Below are 18,998 nucleotides of genomic sequence, written 5' to 3'. Positions count from 1 at the left end.
CAAATAAATTATTTATAAAGGCCGTGTTCCCGTATATATTCATAAACGGCAGGCGGTACAAAAGCTTTAAAATCTTTTTCTTCCGAAATTGCTTTACGTATTTGAGTTGAAGAAATCGGTAAAATCGGGTTTTTTAATTCTATAAACGGAAAATCAAAAGAAAGCATTCCGCTTACTCCGCGCCTTCCTACGATAACATCGGTTTTTTCTATAATTTTATCGGAATCTTTCCAAAGAGCAAAAGAACGGGCTAAGTCATCGCCTATAATAAGACCTATTTTTCCGGTTAAAGGTTTATCTGAAATTTCATTCGGAACCGAGAATTTTTTATAAAGATAGCCTATTGTATCTATAGTGTATGAAACGCCCTCTTTATCTATCTCATATTTTTCGCAATAAAATTTAAAATTGCCTTCTATTGCAAGTTCAATCATTTTAATTCTGTCTTTTACGGAAGGACGGAGTGCGCCTGCCAAATCTTTTTTATATAAGGCCTGTCTTCGTTTAAAAGGCGAAATATATGCCGGTACTACGGCAATTTTATCATAACCCAGTTCCTTAATCACTGAGGAAGCTAAGGCAATATGCCCTAAATGAACGGGATTAAAAGAGCCGCCCAAAACAGCGAGCTTCATTTTTTCGGCTTCCTTTTACGGCTTAAACTGACAGTTGCACCGAAAGATATTTCTTCCCGATTTTCATCGTTTTTTTCGTAAGAAAAATCGTCTAATTCCGCTTCCATAAAATTTTCATTTACGGCATACGGGTCTAAGGAGTCCTCTTTTTCCGCTTTTATTTTTTGCATTTCGTCGGCAAGAAGGATAAAGGCTTTTTTCACCTCGTCCAAGCCCCAATTATTATAAACCGAAATGCCTAAGATGCTGTGTTCAGGCAGTGATTTTTTTAATTCCGCAAGCCTTTCTTTCGTATCCGGTAAATCAAGCTTTGTCGCAATTATAATCCGTTTTTTACCGGCCAATTCCGGAGAATAAGTTTCAAGCTCTTTACAAAGAACCTCATAGGCTTTTAAATAATTATCATCGGAAAGGTCGATTAAAAAAGCCAAGCCTGCCGAGCGGGAAATATGTTTTAAAAAACGCAACCCCAACCCGACTCCTTCGGAAGCTCCTTCAAGAATACCGGGAATGTCGGCAATTATTATATCACGCTCATCGTCAACTCGTAAAACTCCAAGGTTAGGTATTTTTGTTGTAAACGGATAAGGCGCAATTTTAGGGCGTGCGTTGGTAAAATAGTCCAAAAGAGAAGATTTTCCCGCATTGGGAAAACCTACCAAACCTATATCGGCTATAATGTTAAGCTCAACTATAATTTCTCTGGTTTCGCCTTCTTGACCGGGAAGAGCCGTTTTCGGAGCTTGATTTGTGGAACTTTTAAAATGGCAGTTACCCCACCCGCCGTTACCGCCCTTTAAAAAAACAAAGCGGCCTTCTTCCGCATCGCCGAAATCCAAAAGAATCTTACCGGTTTCGGCATCTTTTATAAGACAGCCCGGCGGAAGAGGAATAATACAGTCTTCTCCCTTTTTACCGAAACGCTGAGACCCTTCCCCTCCGCCGCCGTTTCGGGCTTTAAAAACCCGTTTATGTCTTAAATGAACCAGAGTACGCATATTACGGCGTATCTCAAAAATAAGGTCTCCGCCTCGCCCGCCGTCTCCGCCCGCAGGGCCTCCCATCGGAACATACTTTTCCCGACGGAATGCTATACAGCCGTTGCCGCCCTTCCCCGAAGAAACGCGTATCTTAGATTCATCTGCAAATTTTACCATAATGTTAATCCCGTAGTTTTTTATAAACTTACAAAAAAAGCCGGCAAAATACCGGCTCGTAAAAGATAAAGAAGTTCTTTGCCCGTTAAAAGGCATATTTTAAAATTTATCTTGCTTCAATCGATGCAAGTTTTCTTCCCTTTCTTTCGTGATAGACAACAACGCCGTCGGCTTTTGCGAATAAGGTATAATCTTTTCCGCAGCCTACGTTTTCACCGGGGTGAATCGAAGTACCTCTCTGCCTTACTAAAATTGAACCGGCGGAAACAGCTTGTCCGCCGTAAACTTTAACACCTAAATATTTAGGATTGGAATCTCTTCCGTTTTTCGCACCGCTGCCGCCCTTTTTACGTGCCATATAATCCTCCGAAAATCTTATTAAACGGGCTTTTTGCCCCTTCTTTTATTTGTAAATCCAAACAATCGGGATATTGTTCCTTTACGGATATTAAACCCATTGTTAAAAATTCAAACAAATAGCGTAATCTCGGTTTATCTTCTTGAGAAAAACTTAAAACTTCCGCCGAAAGTTTACCCCGAGTTTTCGCTTTTACCTTAATTTTTAAGCCCGAACCGCTTTTTTCTGCGGAAATAAGACTTAAAACCGCCGTTTTTAACAGAACGGTAACGGCGGAACAAACAATATCGCTCCCTGCCGCCGCCTGTCCTGCATGTCCGCCGGATTCAAACTTAGAAAATTCATTTTCTTCATTTGAAACAAGCAGAATTTTTATCATAATTAACCTGTAATATCGTCAATGGTAATGCAGGTATAACCTTGTCTGTGTCCTTGCGTTCTGTGATAATTTTTCTTAGCCTTATGTTTATGAATAATTACCTTTCTGCTTCGGAAAGTATTACCTACGGTAGCCGAAACCTTTGCACCGCTTACATACGGAGAGCCGACACTGATTTTATCTCCGTCGCTTACTAAAAGTACGGTATCGATATCGATTTTGCTTCCCGCCTCGGAAGTAAGTTTATCGACAACGATTTTTGCACCCTTTTCAGCCTTATACTGCTTACCTTTATACTCAATAAGTGCGTACATTCTTAATACCTCTTTAAAATTTTCTTTTGTTCTGTAATTGCTTTTATTGTTCTTGATATTTAACGGGTTATATCGAACAATTTAAAACGGTTGACGTTCAGTATATCAAAAAACGGCAAAGAATGTCAATAGACTGAAAAAAAGAATTTTTAAACGGCATCCGGCGGTAAAAATTTTCCCTTGCAAAACCGACCCCTTATTTATATCAAAACCGTTAAAACTTCTTATTTTTTAAAAAACACATCGCATGTTAAATAGTTATTTAAATAATTCGACCTTCTTTCGGTAAATCCGTACTTGATTATTTGAATTTTAAATTCTTTTTCTTCAAATATCGTTTCTGGCGCTTCTTTTTTTTCGTAAGGTTTTAACGCGGAATAAATATCGAATTTATAAGAGCTTCCGCCGTCCGAAGTTACGTTTAAATATTTTCCCGTATCGTCCAGTTCAAAGGTATATCCGTAGCGGCTTACAACCTTTTTTTCTTCCGAAGATAAATCAAGGTACATTCCCAAAAACGCAAATTTAAAGTTTTCCACATCAAGTATAATTTCCGAATTTGTATTTTCTCTATAGGAGCATTTAGGATAAACAAAAAAAGTCTCGCTATACTCTTCTTCGGTAAATCTGTTTTCATACCTCTGTTTATAATATTTATACGCGGTTTTAAACTCTTCGTATTTATTTTTATCTTTGACGATTTGTATGGCGTAAAAATTTTTATACCGCGAAAAATTATGATATCCGAATGCCGGCAAATATAAAATTATTACTACTAAAAAAGCCAGATGTATAAGCATATTATCTATTTTTTTCTTTTTAAAAAAAAGATAAAAACAATAAGCGCTTATCAGGATATTAAGCATAACTTCATGGATAATATAAGCCGTTTCGGAAGTAAAGCAGGGTGCTCTCCAATACTCGATAGAATTGTGCCTGTATTTTAAAAACACGGCGATAAATAAGAGCGGAAGAACCGCGGCTGTCAATATAATAATTTTAGAAAGTTTTTTATTATCTTCGCAAAGCTGCATCATCGCCAAAATAATGAAAAATATTATTACACCTATATAATAAAGCTCGTTGTCAAACCCGAAATCATAACTTTCCCATATAATCAGTTTGGAAAAATATATTACGGCTAAACTTAGTACGGGGATAAGTAAAACCGGCAGAATTTTTTTAAACATTAAGGTAAAAAAATGAGAGTTACGGTATTCGTTTTTTTTCTTATAAGAGGAGAGTATTACGGAGCCGATAATTGTAGAGAACGAATTTGCAAAACGGTATAAGATACTGTCGTAATATTCCAATTTTAAATTAAAAATATGGTCTATAAAATATGCCGTTGTATAAATTAAACCGTAACTTGACGCAAAAAATAATAATGATAATAAAATATGAATAATACGCGATTTAAATTCGTTTAAAAAATTTTCTTTTACGTAAAAATATAAAATAAAACCGGAGCAGCAAAAGAAAATAACCAGCGAAACGCTTAATTCGGCTATATATTCCCTATATGTAAAAAGATAAAGGCAATGGTTTCCGATTATTAAAAACGGCAGCAAAAAATAAATAATTATTTTTTGCGTTTTTTTCAATCCGCTTACGGTTTCGCTTAATAAAAAGAAAATTGCAAACAACAAAATGAAATTTAATATAAAAGCCTCCGGGATATATCTGTAAAAAGCCTGCGTTAAACCCAATATTCCGATTACCGCAAAAATATAAGGAGTTCTTTTTATACTTTCTTTTATAAGCTTAAAATACTCCGTCGTTTTTTTTCTCATTTTATCTTTCTCCTTCCTGTATTTACACTTAAAAATTATTCCGGCTTTGATTTTAATATGCTGCAAAATAGGGTTGCCGCTTGAGCTACATTTAAACTTTCAATGTTTCCGCTTCCGTGAATTTTTACAAGATGGTTGCAAAGTTTTTTTGTTTCGCTGCTTATTCCCCTCTCCTCGTTGCCCAAAACAACCGCACAGGGTTCGTTTTTTTCCAAAAGACGATGCATACCGCTTATATCGTGATACGCCTGTAAATCCGTACCTATACAGGTGATTTTTCCGCGGCATTGCCTTAAAAACCATGCCGTGGAAGAAACTCTAAACAAGTTTACAAATTCCATTCCGCCTTGCGCAACCCTATAAACCGAAGTTGTAATTGCGGCCTGTTTATCTTCTTCGGTTAAAACCAAGTTTTCGATTCCGAAAAAAGCGGCGCTTCTTATAATTGCACCCAGATTATTCGCATTCCCGACCTCGTCAAGAACTAAAACGGAAGCCCCTTCTTTTTGCCAGTCTTCAATTTGTGCATGTTCAAGACGCGGAATAATCGGCTCGAAAATCATCGCCGTAACTCCCTGATGGTGAACGGATTCCGAAAGTTTTTCCAATTCTTCATCTGAAACAATACGGTATAATTTTTTATTTTCCGCAAGATACTTGCATAACCCTCCGAACTGTTTTACCCTGTTTTCCGCAAAAAATAAACGCGAAATTTTTTCAGGGTGGTATTTACCCAAAGCTTTTACGGCCTCAAAACCGCATACCGGTAATTCCTTTAAAAATTTTTTACCCATAAGGATATTTTACACCAAAACGGAAATATATTACAGAGGGAATGAAATAAAGAAATATTCAAGTTTAAAATAACTTATTGACTAAAAAAAAGTATTCTTATAAAATACACCTCTACCGACATCTTCATTATAAGGAGTTTTTAAGATGAAAGAAATTATTGCAACTACTAAGGCGCCTGCGGCTATAGGGCCTTATTCTCAAGGAATTAAGGCGAACGGTTTGGTTTTTACATCGGGACAGCTTCCCCTTGACCCTGCAACCGGAGCCTTCCCCGAAGGTATCGCCGCTCAAACGCGTCAGTCTTTATTAAACGTAAAAGCTATATTGGAACAGGCTGGAACAAGTCTTGGAAATGTTATAAAAACAACCGTTTTTTTAAGCGATATGAATAATTTTGCCGAGATGAATAAGGTTTATTCTGAAATTTTCGGTGAAGAAAAACACCCTGCCCGCTCTGCGGTAGAAGTTGCCCGCCTTCCGAAAGATGCCCTTGTCGAGATTGAAGTAATTGCTCTTGCGTAATCTTTTTAGATTTTTAATTTTAGCTTCCGTATTGCTTTTTTATTTCAGCAGCTGCTCTAAAAAGCAGCACGGAAGCTCCGTACAAAATTCTCAAATAACGGACACAACAGGTACCGTAAATTCTCAAACAAAATCAGAAAATAAACTTTCGGAAGCATGGTATTATTTTTCATCAGCCGGAGAACTTATAAAAACGGAATCGGCAGAAATCGCTCCTTATGCGGAGTTTCTTCCCTGGACGGAGGCTGTAAGGGTTTCAAGCGTTGCGGTTATGTACGAGCCCTCTTTTTTTCTCGTTAACAAACAAGGTATTCTTCCTGCCTTTGATTTTAATACGGAAAATTCTCCTGCGGTTTTAAAAAGTACCGAAGCTGCAAAAAGAACGGCAGGCGGTTTTTACAAAACCGAACAGGGGCTTTTAGTACGGTTTTACACCAATACGGTTTTCTCTTCCGTAAATGCAAGCGATGAAAATGTTTCTTTATACAGATACAACACTGTAAACAACGGTTTTAGTCCCCTTATTTTTCCTTCCGTATTTAAACTTGAAAAAGAAGCCCAATTGGTTAATTTGGAATTTAAACAAAAATGGTTCGCTTCTTTTAAAACCGAAAAAAACGATAGAATAACTTTTAATTATTTTTCTTTCGACTCTTTTGATGAGGCTTTAAAAGGAAATTATTTACAAATAAGCCAAGATGAGGTTATTAAAAACACCGCTCCTATAGATTTAAATTTAAGTTTGCAAAATGAAAAGTTAAAAGAAATTGCCGTTCCTCTCAAAGAAAGCGGCTATAAAAATATAAGAGCCGAATTTTTTTCAAAAAATTCAAAATCGAAAACGGATTTACTAAAACAAGAAGATTTTTCGGAAGAAGCCGAATATGTTTCGGCATGCGTGTGCGAATTTAAAAGCGACGAAAATGCAAATATAAAAAAAGCCGTTCTTTTCGCTACAGGGGAAATGCTTCTGCTCGATTCGGAAAAACAAAAATGGAATAAAATCGAATTGCCCCAATTGCCTAAAAACACCGTTTACACCTATTTTGCAATTTACGGTAACACCGTTATCGCCGCTTGGGAAGAACAGCGTTTTTTTGAAGTAGGTAAAACGGGTTTATATGTAACCTCATTGCCAGAATAATTTTAAATCAACAACCCTCTATACCGATTAGGCTTCGATTGTTATATCTTTGCGCTGCATATTAAAATTAGTCAATAACTCATAATACAAACCTTGTTTTTGCTCCAAATCTTCGTGCGTACCCTCCTCAATAATTTTTCCGTTTTTCATTACAATACATCTTTTTGTGAGAGCCTTTAATACATTGAATTTGTGCGAAATAACAAAAACATTTTTATCCCGTATTTCATTACACAGAAAATCCAAACACTCTTTTTCGGTTTTTGTATCAAGTGATGTAAAAGGTTCATCGATATAAGGAACCGACTCGGCAACAGCTCCGGCCTCGGGCATTAAGTAAAAATCGGTTTATTACGGATATAATAACATCACTATAAACAACCGGTTTAATTTTAAAAAGGTTTTAGCCGCAATTTACTCAAGAGCTTTTAAGTAGCCTTTTAATTTTCCGCACATGCGCAAAAGCTGTTCCAGTTTTTCTTTTTCGCCTGCAATAACTTCTTCAGGCGCATTTTTCACAAAGTTTTCCGTTTTTAACTTTGCTTCAATTTTTGCTGCGTTTGCAGTATTTTTTTCGAGTTCTTTGGTAAACCGCACCTTTAATTGAGCAATATCAACCGCCTCGCCGGTAATTAAAAAGGCTTCAAAGCCCGCTCCTGCTGTTCCGATTGAAGAAGCCGGTTTTTCTTCAAGGCTTTGAATAAAATTAAGCTCTGCAAGCCCTGAAAGCATTTTTATTATTTCGGTATTTTCAAAAGCGGCTTCGGCAGGCGAAGATTTTTCTATAAAAAGTGAAGTTTTAAGTTTAAGCTGAGGATCGATTCCGCATTCGGTGCGCAAGGCTCTGATACTGCGTACAATTTCCTGCATAGCTCTAAAACGTTTGCAGGCGCTCTCATCTATGCGCTCCTTTTTTTCCGTAGGGTAAGAAGCGGTCATTAAAACTTCAAAGCGCGGCAAGGCTCCTTCGGCACAATTTTTAGGGAGTTTTGAGTAAATTTCTTCCGTAACGAAGGCCAAAAACGGGTGCAAAAGTCTTAAACTTTCTTCAAGGACAGCAAGCAAAACGGAAGCGGCTCGGTTTTTTTCCGCTTCATCGCCGTTTTTAAACGAAAGTTTCGTTCCTTCTACATACCAGTCGCAAAAGTTATTCCAAAAGAATTCGTATACGGTTTGAGAAGCATCGTTATAGCGGTAGCCGTCAAGAGCAAGGCTCACCGACTTTGCAGCCTCGTTTAATTCATGATAAATCCATCGGTCAAGCTCTTTTAAATCTTTTCTTTCTACCGGAACAATCGTTCTCCCTTCAAGATTCATAAGAATATAGCGGGATGCGTTCCAAATTTTATTTGCAAATTTGGAGCCGAATTTAAAAGCCTCGCCGTCTATTAAAATATCCTGCCCTTGGGCACACATAAAGGTAAGGGTAAATTTCATAGCGTCCGCACCGTATTCTTCTATAATATTAAGCGGGTCAATACCGTTGCCGAGAGATTTACTCATTTTTCTGCCCTGTTTGTCGCGTACAAGCCCGTGAAGAAAAATATCGCTAAAAGGAACTTGTTCCGTAAATTCCAAACCGGCCATTATCATTCTTGAAACCCAAAAGAAAATAATATCGTAACCTGTAACTAAGGCCTTTGTAGGGTAAAAACGTTCAATGTCCTTTGTTTTTTCAGGCCAACCGAGAGTTGAAAACGGCCAAAGCCAGCTTGAAAACCAAGTATCAAGGACGTCTTCATCTTGATGAAGTTTTTTTGATTTACAATGAGGGCATTCTAAAATATCCGTGCGGCTTACCGTCATTTTACCGCAGTCATCGCAATACCAAACGGGAATGCGGTGCCCCCACCACAGTTGGCGTGAAATACACCAATCACGGATATTATTAAGCCAATGAGAATAAGTGTTTTCCCATTTTTTGGGATAGAATTTCAATTCTCCTCTTTGCCATGCTTCAAGAGCTTTTTTTGCAAGAGGCTGCATTTTTACAAACCACTGTTTTGAAACGTAGGGTTCTATATGGGTGCCGCACCTGTAGCAGCAGCCTACCGAGTGCTTAATTTTTTCTTCCGCTTTAAAAAGATTTAAATTTTCCAAATCGGTAAGAACTGCTTTTCGCGCTTTTTCAGGTGTAAGCCCCCGATATTTTTCCGGTACTTCGTCATTTAAGGTGCCGTCAGGATTTAAAATATTTACGACGGGCAGGTTATGCCTTTTTCCTACTTCCCAGTCGTTCGGATCGTGAGCCGGAGTAATTTTTACAACACCAGTACCGAATTCTTTGTCTACGTATTCGTCCGCTATTATGGGTATTTTTTTATCCGTAAGAGGAAGTTTTACGAATTTTCCTACAAGGGAGGAGTAGCGGCCGTCTTCGGGATGAACGGCAACTGCCGTATCGCCTAAAAGCGTTTCAGGACGCGTTGTAGCAATTTCAATTTTTGCGGAGCCGTCCGGTAAACAAGCCCCGTCTTCAAGCTCGTAATAAATATGATACATTGCCCCTTTTTTTTCTTCGTGTTCCACTTCATCATCGGAAAGGGCCGTCCCGCAAGAAGGACACCAGTTTACAAGATAGTTACCCTCGTAAATAAGACCTTTTTCGTAAAGAGAAACAAAAACTTCCCGTACCGCTTTTGAAAGCCCCTCATCTAAGGTAAATCTTTCTCTTGACCAATCTACCGAAGCTCCCATTTTACGCAGCTGCTTTGTTATAATTTTATGATGAGCGTCTTTTACCTGCCACGTGCGTTTTATAAAAGCATCTCTTCCCAAATCGCGGCGCGTTTTGCCTTCCTGTTTAAGCTGCTTTTCAACGACATTTTGTGTTGCAATTCCGGCATGGTCGGTTCCGGGTATCCAAAGAGTTTCATCGCCTTTCATTCTGTGATAGCGCACTGCCACATCTTGTAAAGTTTCATCAAGAGCATGTCCCATGTGTAAAACACCTGTAACATTGGGCGGAGGAATAACTACCGTAAACGTATTTTTTGTGCCTTCTTTTTTAACGGGTTTAAAACAGCCGCTTTTTTCCCACTTATCGTAAATACGTTCTTCAAATTCTTTAGGATTGTAAGCTTTTTCCATTTCAATTGCGCTTAATTTTTCTGACATTGTTATTTCTCCGAAAGTTAATAATAAAAAAAGATGATACTACAATATCGGGGTAATGTAAAGAGGCGGGAAAAAATTCGATTTTAAGGAAATAATAAGTTTAAAAGCCGTTTCAATTGACGGAAAATTTCCGCATACCGTTTTTAGCATAAAACCGCCGCCCTTGCCGTTTTATTTTAAAGTTAGTATATTAAATGTATGAAAGCCTTATTTAACATTTTAGGAATGAGCTGTTCGGCATGCTCTTCTCATGTACAACGAGCCGTAGAAAAGCAAAACGGAATACAACAGGTACAAGTTAATCTTTTAATGAACAATATGACGGTTCAATACGACGAAAATATAATTTCGCCTGAAAAAATAATTAAAGCGGTACAAAGCGCAGGTTATAATGCAGTTTTGGATAATAAAAACACAAGTAAAGAAAAAACTGAAAATAAGCGTGCCGCTCAAACAAATGCGGCTAACGAAGAAAAAGAAAAAATCAAACAAAGGCTTATATGGTCGCTCATTTTTATGCTGCCGCTTTTTTATATTTCTATGGGGCACATGGCGGGACTTCCGATTCCCCATTTTTTACACGGAATAAAAAATGCGGTTCTTTTCGCATTTACTCAATTTTTATTGTCTCTTCCCGTCTTAATTGTAAACAAAAAATTCTTTTTAAACGGTTTTAAAGCTCTTATACGTAAGGTGCCCAATATGGATTCCCTTGTTGCCGTCGGTGCCGGAGCTTCGGTGCTTTACGGAATTTATGCAATTTATAAAATGGCCTACGGAATGGGACACGGCGATTTTGAAACCGTAAGGCATTTTTCAATGGATTTATACTTTGAATCCGCCGCAATGATTTTAACCCTTGTTACATTGGGCAAATTTTTAGAAGCAAACGCTAAGGGTAAAACTTCCGAAGCAATTACCAAGCTGATGAATCTGAGTCCTAAAACGGCCCTTGTAATACGCGAAAACATTCAGCTTGAAATTCCCGTAGAAGAAATCGTAAAAGGCGATATTATTTTAATTAAACCGGGCTCATCAATTCCCGTAGACGGTATAATCATAGAAGGAAATTCTTCAATAGATGAATCCGCCATTACAGGCGAAAGTATTCCCGTTGAAAAAACCGCAGGCGATAAGGTAATAAGCGCATCGGTTAATCTTTCTGGAGCCTTTAAATTCCGTGCCGAACGCGTAGGAAACGATACCACTCTTTCCCAAATTATCGCATTAGTCGAGGAAGCGGCAGCTTCAAAAGCGCCGGTTGCAAAACTTGCCGATAAAATAAGCCTTTATTTTGTTCCTTCCGTTATTTTAATTTCGCTTATAAGTTTTGCAATATGGCTTTTAACGGGAGCTCAATTCGAATTCGCTCTTTCCAGAGCAATTGCGGTTTTGGTTATTTCCTGTCCTTGTGCTTTAGGGCTTGCAACTCCTACGGCAATTATGGCAGGTACAGGGAAGGGAGCCGGATTGGGAATTTTAATCCGCTCCGCGGAAGCCCTGGAAACCGCTTATAAAACCGATACGGTTGTGCTTGATAAAACGGGAACCGTTACCGAGGGAAAGCCGGTTATTACTCAAATAGAAAGGTCGGCAAATTTTACCGAAACCGAAATCCTCACATTCGCTTACAGTCTTGAAATTCTTTCCGAACATCCTCTTGCAAATGCGGTTATAAAAAAAGCCGAAGAAGAAAAAATCGAACCGCTTAAAATAAAGAACTTTACAGCCGAACACGGTTTGGGAATATCGGGTATTACCGAAAACGCGGACAAGGATTTAAAGATTTTTGCAGGAAACGAAAAACTTATGCAAAAAAACGGAATTGAAATTATACAGGCAAAACCTTTAATCGATTCCCTTGCCGAAAAAGGAGCTACGCCTCTTTTAATCGGCGTTGAAAATTTAAACGGAGACGGAAAAACCCTTGCAGGTATTATCGCCGTTGCGGATAAAATAAAGCAGGGCAGTATCGATGCCGTAAATTCTTTTAAAGCAATGGGCATAAAAACCGTAATGCTTACAGGAGACAACAAAAAAACCGCGGCGGCAATAAAAGCACAAACAGGTATAGACGAATTTTTAGCCGAACTTTTGCCGCAAAATAAAAAAATCGAAATAGAAAAATTGAATGCGTCAGGCAAAACAACCGCAATGATAGGAGACGGCATAAACGATGCGCCGGCCTTAATGACCGCAAATGTGGGAATTGCAGTCGGAAACGGTACGGACATAGCCGTAGAAAGTGCGGATATTATTTTAATGAACGGAGACCTTCAAACGGCGGCGGCGGCCTTACAGCTTAGCCGTTCGGTTATGAGAAATATAAAAGAAAATCTTTTTTGGGCCTTATTTTACAACTCTCTTTGTATACCTCTTGCGGCGGGAGTATTTTATCCAGCTTTCGGAATCGTATTAAGCCCGATGATTGCAGCGGCGGCAATGAGTTTAAGCTCAGTATCGGTTGTAACGAACGCGCTCAGGTTAAACCGCTTTAAACCTAAATATAAACTTCAGGAAATTCCTGAAAAAAATAAATTTGAGGAGAATAAATTTATGAAAACCACATTAACGGTAAACGGAATGGCATGTGCCCACTGTGTTTCTATTGTCGAAGAAGCGTTGGCAAAAATTTCAGGTGTAACGGCAAAAGTTGACTTGGAGAAAAAAACGGCCGTAATTGAACACCCTGAAACGGTTTCCGTAGACAGCTTAAAAAAAGCGATTACGGAAGCGGGCTATACTATCGGATAGAGATAGCAGGAGTATCGCAGGCCGTAAGGAGTATCATCTGCGATACCCATCATTCAAAATCCAAGGCGGCGCAAGAGTAAACCGAATTTTATTTAATATGCGCCGCACCCTTACCGGGAGAAATAACGGTAAAAACGGCGGTTAAAGCACGCCGCCTAAGGTTTTTCTTCCCGTTAAAAGCATAATAAATCTGTCAAAGCCCATCGCAACACCGGAACACGGCGGCATATTTGCACAAATCTTTCCGAAATCCGTTACGGGAGGATGCGGAACAAGTGCGTGTTTTTGCTTTAAGGCGTTTTCGGTTTGAAAATAAGCATCTATTTTTTCTTTATCACGGCATTCCGTGTAACAGTTTGCAAGCTCCACTCCGTTTAAATAAACTTCCCATCGCTCCATCGTTTTCCAGTTAAGAGCTTCATTTTTTGTATTATAAACGGTTTCGTTTTTTTCCGCTGCAAGACAGGGTACAAAGGCGGGATAATCCAAAAGAGCAACGGCCTTATTCCGCGGCAAATTTGGTTCTATTGCGTGAACTAAAATAAGTTCATATAAATCATCTTGCTTCCAGTCAGCATATTTTTCGGCACTTCCCAAACCGAGCCGCTCCGCATGAAATCCGAGAGCCCTTACCGAATTTTCTTTTGCAAGAGAAAACCCTGCATACTTAATAAAAGCCTCATTCATTGTTAAACATTCAAATCCGCTTTTTAAGGCGTCTAAAATAAAAGGACTTGCAAGAGGAAAGTTTTTTATTTTTTCTAAAACAAAGAGAAAAAACTTTTCCGTAATTTTAACGGAATCAAGATAGTTTGCGTTTACGGTATAATATTCTAGCATAGAAAATTCGGGACTGTGAATATTTCCTTTCGATTCAACATTGCGGTAACATTTTGAAAGCTGAAAAACGGAACGCTTTGTTTGTGCAATTACAGGCTTAATAAAAACCTCAGGCGACGGCACTAAAAAAAGCGGTATCTTTTTTTTCCCGTCAGGCTCAATATATTCGGTTCGGAAAACCTCCAGGCAGGTTTCCGGAATAAGCGATTCGGAAAGAGAAGGGGTATCCAATTCCAAATAATTATTTTGAATAAAAAATTCACGGGCAGCTTGAATACAAGCAGCCCTAAATTCAAGCATTTCAATATCCATAAAAATTAATCCGCTAAGGCTTCTACCGGGTCCAATTTTGCGGCCTTTAATGCGGGGTGAAGACCGAAAAATATACCGATGCTTACGCTTACTGCAAATGAAATAATAATGCCTTGAATATCAAAAGCGGTAATTACGGTAATATCGTTAGGATTTTCCGCAAGCATAGGCAATACGGTTTTTGCAATAACATTGCTTATTACTAAGCCGACTCCTACACCGATAACTCCTCCGGTAAGTGTAAGCGCCGCAGATTCTACCAAAAACTGATTTCTGATTGCAGTCTTTGTTGCCCCTAAAGCCTTACGTATACCTATTTCTTTTCTACGCTCCGTAATTGTAACCAGCATAATGTTCATAATACCTATACCGCCTACCAAAAGAGAAATTGCGGCTACGGCAGTCATAACAACTCCTACTAAAGAAACAACCTTATTTATAGTGTTAAGCTGTTCCTTTGCGGAAAACACCCAAACGGGACGGGCAAAGCCGTTTGCAAGCTCCTTAGATATCAACAATATTTGAGCCTGCACATATTCTATATCTTCGGAATTAAGAAGCTTAACCTCTGCAGACCAAAGGTCGCGGGCTTCCATACCTGCAAACATTAATTTATGTTTATAAAATTGGCGCGGAATAAAGACGCTTTCGGCAGGGCTGGCACCCATCCACGATTGAGAATCTTTTAATACTCCTATAACTTCAAATTGAAAATTATAAGGAGGAATATCATTATAACCTGAAGATATTTGAAGTGTTACGGTTTTGCCTACCGCCCTTCCTTCCGGAAAAAGTTCTTCCGCAATATTTTTCCCTATTACCGCCTTTTGAAGGCCGTAGGCATAATCTCCCAAGCTGAAAAAAGTTCCGTAATCCAGTTGTAAACCCATAGCTTCCAGTCTGTCCGGCTCTACAGCATAGACCTGTTTGTTTCCCGATACGGTATTGCCTTTTGAAAATTTTGCATTAAAGTCGTTTGTATAAAAAATATTTTTAATTTTAGGAATTTTTTGCATAAGGGTATTTCTATATTCTTCCGTAAACTGAACCCATTGCTTTTTCGTATCGGGATTCCATCTCGCACGTATCGTTAATGTATCAAGCGAAAACCGTTCAAACTCGGCCGATATGGATTTTGATAAAGATTGACTTAACGTGGTAATAATTACTACGGACATAACGCCGATTACAATTCCCAAAAGGGAAAGTAAGGTGCGCATTTTATTTATTCTGAAATTTTGCAGAGCATTTATAAAATCTTCAAACATACTTATCCCCTTATAAAGTTTTATTTGCAGTATCGGAAATTACCGCTCCGTCTTTTAAATGAATGGAGCGCGGCGCCATAGCACCGATTCCCAAATCATGGGTAACTACAATTATTGCAGTCCCGGTTTTATTTATTTTTAAAAATAAATCCAAAACCGAATTCCCCGTTTCGGAATCCAAAGCTCCCGTAGGTTCGTCCGCCAAAATTATTTTAGGGTGCGTAACCAAGGCCCTTGCAATTGCAACACGCTGCTTTTGTCCTCCAGATAATTCACCGGGTCTATGCTTTATACGCTCCGATAAGCCTACATTTTCCAATTCTTCCAAAGCTCGTTTTTTTCTTTTATCAAATGAAAGACCTTGATATCTGAGAGGAAGCATAACATTTTCCAAAACGGTCAAACTGGGCAGTAAATAATATTGTTGAAAAACAAAACCGACGGTTTCATTCCGCAATACAGCAAGGTCGTTTTCGCTCATATCGGCGGTGTTAATTCCGTCAATGTAAATATTGCCTGAAGTCGGACGGTCAAGGCAGCCTATCATATTCATACAAGTAGATTTGCCTGAACCTGAAGGACCCATAATCGAAACAAAAGAAGAATTGGGGATTTCAAAAGAAACTCCTGAAAGAGCATGCACTTCCGCATCGCCCATTATGTATGTCTTAATTACATTATCCAAGCGTATAATATTTTCAAGCATAGGCTATCTCCCGTTATTACTTGTAGATGTAATATCCAAAACATCTCCTTCCTGTAAACCGGATAAAATTTTAACAAATCCGTTAATATAAGCGGTAACTTCAACTTTAACCTTTTCAACTGAATTTCCGTTTACTACTTTTCTGACATAAGGCTCGCCTTCTTCATAAAAAATTGCATTTTGTTCTACGTATAATATAGTTTGATTTTCGCCTGCAACAATTATACCGGAAAAAGAGTAACCGGGTAAAATATCTTTATGAGGATTTTCTACAACTATTTTTACATCAAGCACGGTATTTCCCCGTTCCGAATCCCTTCTTGCAATTGAAGGGTATGCGATAACCTTTCCTTCAACTTCAACTCCCGGAACGGCTTGAAAATTTAATAATGTTTTTTGACCTACCGAAAGACGCGAAGCGTCCGTTTCGGCAACAGTTACCGTGGCTTTTAAAAAGGAACGGTCTATAAGAGTTCCGAAATTATTTTGAGCTTTCGCATAGGTGCCTTCACTTATATCAAGCGCCGCAATAATTCCGTCGAATTTTGCATAAATACTTCTATCCCTTAATTGCAGTTTTAACATTTTTAATTCTTCCTGCATTAGGGTAAGCTGCCGTGAAGAACCGCGTACGGATTCTTGAGCTATGGCAAGCTCCTGCTTTTCAACTTGAAGCTCTTGCTGCGTACTGTCCAGAGCAAAAATCAAGTCTCCTTTTTTAACGCTATCCCCTTCTTTTACATTTACACGTTTTACAATACCGTCGCCTAAGGCTTGTAAAACTTGTTTTTGAGCAGGCTCTATATAACCGGAAATTTGAATTTGTTCTTTTATTGTTTCTTTACGTACCGTAACGGTAGAAAAATTACCCGCCTTGGTTTTTGTAAAAGCGGCTTTATAAAGCATATATAAAACCGACAATAAAACAACAACTGCAATACTTATAAAAATTTTTTTAATTCTTTTTTTCCGTTTGTTCGCTTTCTTTTTTTCAAATTCCGTCCGTTCCATTATTTACCTCCGGTTTCAAATAATTCTTTTATGTTTACATTAAAAATATTTACATTGATATTTGCATCTGCATAGCGCATAAGAGCCTTTTTATATTCTATATCCGCCTGCATATTTTCAAAAGAGCTTATTACGCCGCGCGTAAACCATTGTGCATGGTCTTCCGCATTTTTTTTATATACGTCAAGTTCTTCACTATATAAATTTTGCTGCCATTCAAATTTTTCTTTTTGAATTTTAAATGACTTAAATTCGTTTTCAAAATTACGTTTTATTTCATTCAGTTTTATCCTTTCGTTTAAATTTAAAAGATTCGTATTTTTTCTTTTAAGCGCATAATCGTACATCGCTATAGGGTTTATTGCAAGAGATAATTGAAAAGACGGCTCTTTTTCGGACTTTACGGAATTTTTTTCCGATAGCGGAAAAAGAAGCCCCGTTGAAAGTTTTATTCCGGGCAAAAGCATATTTAAACCGGTACTTACGGACTTTTCATTTTTCTCCGTTAAAGGGGTTTTAATATTCATATCCGAAAATCCCATTTCTCCCGATAAGGTAAAAGTATTTAACTCTATTTTATTCCGTACAAGGGCATTTTTATAATCCCTTTCCGCTTTTAAAATAACGCTGTAGTTTTCTTCACTTAAATTTTCGATTGAAGTTATTTTTGTTTTCGGTATGGAAGAAGCAAGTTTAACAAGAAAATCATCGGTCTTACTTTCATCAAGCCGTATGCCGCATGATTCGGAAAAGATTTTTAAGGAAACGGTAAAAGAAAATTCGGCTTCTTTTTCTTCACGTTCTGAAGACATAAGTGAAAGTTTTGCGGTACGCAATTTTGCGGAGTTTTCGCTAAAGCCCTGCGCTACGGTTTGAAGATATTTTATATTGGCTTGAACCGTATTCAGTTTTTTTGAAAGCACAAGCGAGTATTCGGTAAACATTTTTTGAATGTCGGTAAGAAGTTTTTTTTCAATAAGCTGTTTACCGATAAGAAGCTTTTTTTCGGCTTGTTTCATATTTTCGTAAGCCTCTTCGATTTGAAGTTTAAACTTATTTCTCGTTTGACCGTAAATATCGGCGGAAAGCCCCAAGGAAAAACCCTTATTTGAAGTTTGACCGTTATCGGCAGTGCTGAATGGAGAAGTGAGTTTTAAAGCAAGATTATTGTAAACGGGCATACCCAGCAAAGCATAAGGCTCCATTGAAAATTTCGCTTTTTCTTTATCGGAAGTAAGCGTAAGATTCATTTTACCTGTGCTCAGTTCAATTGCAAAAAGAGAATTTACCTTAGCCGAGTTATAATTATTTTTTGCTATTTCCGAATTATTTTTAATAAGTGAAAAATCGGGGTCGTTGCCGTATCTGTATTCGAGAAGGTTATTATAAATATTTTCTTGCGGAAAAACCGGCACTGCAAAAAAAGCAAAAATAAAAAATATTGTTAAAAAAGTATTTTTTTTCATAACAGTCCGCCTGTAATTGTTTTATATCTTATTAGTATACCTAAATTTTATAAAATGTCAAGAGAAAAATTAAAAGAGGAACTCCGTTTTTTAAATTTTCAGGATATATGCAAAAAAGTCCGACATACCAAACCGGATATTTTTAACTGTCTATTCTTCTTCAAATTTGTTATTAAAAATATTTTCTATAGCGTCGCAAGCGGCTTGTTCGTCAGGCCCTTCACAAGTAAGCGTGAGCTCCGTCCCGTAAGTTGCAGCCATTGTAATTATACCTATAACGGATTTTGCATTAATTTTACTTGTATCGCGGCACAAAAAAATATCGGAAGCAAAGGCATTCGATTTTTGTGCAATTAACGAAGCAGGACGGGCATGTATGCCGGCTCTGTTTTGAACTTTAACGGTTTTTGAAATCATAAATATATCC

18 protein-coding genes are annotated in these 18,998 nt (G+C 38.0%); 3 read left to right on the top strand and 15 right to left on the bottom strand.

What is annotated here, in order from left to right; all coding sequences use genetic code 11:
• Nucleotides 1-8: 8 nt before the first annotated feature.
• From nadD to DYQ05_RS01975, 7 genes are all read right to left on the bottom strand, one after another.
• Nucleotides 9-635, bottom strand: a complete 627-nt coding sequence (nadD, locus tag DYQ05_RS02005) for a nicotinate (nicotinamide) nucleotide adenylyltransferase (protein ID WP_024468163.1) — start codon at nt 633-635, stop codon at nt 9-11.
• Nucleotides 632-1,792: a GTPase ObgE gene (gene obgE / locus DYQ05_RS02000; protein ID WP_206183737.1), complete on the bottom strand. Its 1,161-nt coding sequence runs from the start codon at nt 1,790-1,792 to the stop codon at nt 632-634. Before obgE ends, nadD begins: the two co-directional genes overlap by 4 nt.
• Before the next feature lie 106 nt (nt 1,793-1,898).
• On the bottom strand, nt 1,899-2,150 hold the full coding sequence (rpmA, locus tag DYQ05_RS01995; RefSeq protein ID WP_020964223.1) for a 50S ribosomal protein L27: 252 nt from the start codon (nt 2,148-2,150) through the stop codon (nt 1,899-1,901).
• Complete coding sequence (locus DYQ05_RS01990) at nt 2,140-2,529, bottom strand: ribosomal-processing cysteine protease Prp (RefSeq protein WP_020964222.1); 390 nt, start codon at nt 2,527-2,529, stop codon at nt 2,140-2,142. The genes rpmA and DYQ05_RS01990 overlap by 11 nt, the downstream gene beginning before the upstream one ends.
• Nucleotides 2,530-2,531: 2 nt before the next feature.
• Nucleotides 2,532-2,843: a 50S ribosomal protein L21 gene (gene rplU, locus DYQ05_RS01985; RefSeq protein ID WP_020964221.1), complete on the bottom strand. Its 312-nt coding sequence runs from the start codon at nt 2,841-2,843 to the stop codon at nt 2,532-2,534.
• Nucleotides 2,844-3,067: 224 nt separating this feature from the next.
• A complete protein-coding gene (locus DYQ05_RS01980; RefSeq protein ID WP_206183736.1) occupies nt 3,068-4,636 on the bottom strand; it encodes a hypothetical protein in 1,569 nt (522 codons plus the stop codon).
• A gap of 35 nt (nt 4,637-4,671) precedes the next feature.
• Nucleotides 4,672-5,430, bottom strand: a complete 759-nt coding sequence (locus DYQ05_RS01975) for a TrmH family RNA methyltransferase (RefSeq protein WP_020964219.1) — start codon at nt 5,428-5,430, stop codon at nt 4,672-4,674.
• Nucleotides 5,431-5,575: 145 nt separating this feature from the next.
• Here DYQ05_RS01975 and DYQ05_RS01970 point away from each other — a divergent pair, with 145 nt between their 5' ends.
• Together DYQ05_RS01970 and DYQ05_RS01965 are read left to right on the top strand one after the other, a co-directional pair.
• Nucleotides 5,576-5,953: a RidA family protein gene (locus DYQ05_RS01970; protein WP_020964218.1), complete on the top strand. Its 378-nt coding sequence runs from the start codon at nt 5,576-5,578 to the stop codon at nt 5,951-5,953.
• Nucleotides 5,946-7,097 (top strand): DUF8086 family protein, encoded by a 1,152-nt coding sequence (locus DYQ05_RS01965; RefSeq protein ID WP_206183735.1) that lies wholly within the window; start codon nt 5,946-5,948, stop codon nt 7,095-7,097. The genes DYQ05_RS01970 and DYQ05_RS01965 overlap by 8 nt, the downstream gene beginning before the upstream one ends.
• 27 nt (nt 7,098-7,124) lie before the next feature.
• On the opposite strand, the gene DYQ05_RS01960 is transcribed toward DYQ05_RS01965, so the two are convergent.
• Both DYQ05_RS01960 and DYQ05_RS01955 read right to left on the bottom strand, forming a co-directional pair.
• The gene (locus DYQ05_RS01960) at nt 7,125-7,430 is read right to left on the bottom strand and encodes a hypothetical protein (RefSeq protein WP_020964216.1); all 306 of its coding nucleotides are present in this window, start codon (nt 7,428-7,430) and stop codon (nt 7,125-7,127) included.
• Between the two features lie 81 nt (nt 7,431-7,511).
• Entirely contained in the window at nt 7,512-10,214 is a 2,703-nt protein-coding gene (locus DYQ05_RS01955; protein WP_206183734.1) for a valine--tRNA ligase, read from the bottom strand.
• 198 nt (nt 10,215-10,412) lie between these two features.
• On the opposite strand from DYQ05_RS01955, the gene DYQ05_RS01950 reads away from it, so the two are divergent.
• Nucleotides 10,413-12,968 carry a heavy metal translocating P-type ATPase gene (locus DYQ05_RS01950; protein ID WP_206183733.1) on the top strand — a complete coding sequence of 852 codons (2,556 nt, stop codon included), beginning with the start codon at nt 10,413-10,415 and terminating at the stop codon, nt 12,966-12,968.
• 141 nt (nt 12,969-13,109) lie between these two features.
• On the opposite strand, the gene DYQ05_RS01945 is transcribed toward DYQ05_RS01950, so the two are convergent.
• From DYQ05_RS01945 to DYQ05_RS01920, 6 genes are all read right to left on the bottom strand, one after another.
• Nucleotides 13,110-14,120, bottom strand: coding sequence for an amino acid--tRNA ligase-related protein (locus tag DYQ05_RS01945; RefSeq protein ID WP_206183732.1), 1,011 nt, complete (start codon nt 14,118-14,120; stop codon nt 13,110-13,112).
• 5 nt (nt 14,121-14,125) lie between these two features.
• The gene (locus tag DYQ05_RS01940) at nt 14,126-15,388 is read right to left on the bottom strand and encodes an ABC transporter permease (RefSeq protein ID WP_020964211.1); all 1,263 of its coding nucleotides are present in this window, start codon (nt 15,386-15,388) and stop codon (nt 14,126-14,128) included.
• A 10-nt stretch (nt 15,389-15,398) separates the two neighbouring features.
• Nucleotides 15,399-16,094 (bottom strand): ABC transporter ATP-binding protein, encoded by a 696-nt coding sequence (locus DYQ05_RS01935; RefSeq protein WP_020964210.1) that lies wholly within the window; start codon nt 16,092-16,094, stop codon nt 15,399-15,401.
• A gap of 3 nt (nt 16,095-16,097) precedes the next feature.
• Nucleotides 16,098-17,105, bottom strand: coding sequence for an efflux RND transporter periplasmic adaptor subunit (locus tag DYQ05_RS01930; RefSeq protein WP_020964209.1), 1,008 nt, complete (start codon nt 17,103-17,105; stop codon nt 16,098-16,100).
• Nucleotides 17,105-18,571: a hypothetical protein gene (locus tag DYQ05_RS01925; protein ID WP_206183731.1), complete on the bottom strand. Its 1,467-nt coding sequence runs from the start codon at nt 18,569-18,571 to the stop codon at nt 17,105-17,107. The genes DYQ05_RS01930 and DYQ05_RS01925 overlap by 1 nt, the downstream gene beginning before the upstream one ends.
• A 150-nt stretch (nt 18,572-18,721) precedes the next feature.
• The gene (locus tag DYQ05_RS01920) at nt 18,722-18,988 is read right to left on the bottom strand and encodes an HPr family phosphocarrier protein (RefSeq protein WP_024466615.1); all 267 of its coding nucleotides are present in this window, start codon (nt 18,986-18,988) and stop codon (nt 18,722-18,724) included.
• Nucleotides 18,989-18,998 lie beyond the last annotated feature (10 nt).

This window comes from Treponema pedis (genome assembly GCF_017161325.1).
Taxonomy (GTDB): Bacteria; Spirochaetota; Spirochaetia; order Treponematales; family Treponemataceae; genus Treponema_B; species Treponema_B pedis.
Note: the sequence above shows the minus strand (reverse complement) of the source record. Positions and strands in the feature narration are given on the sequence as shown.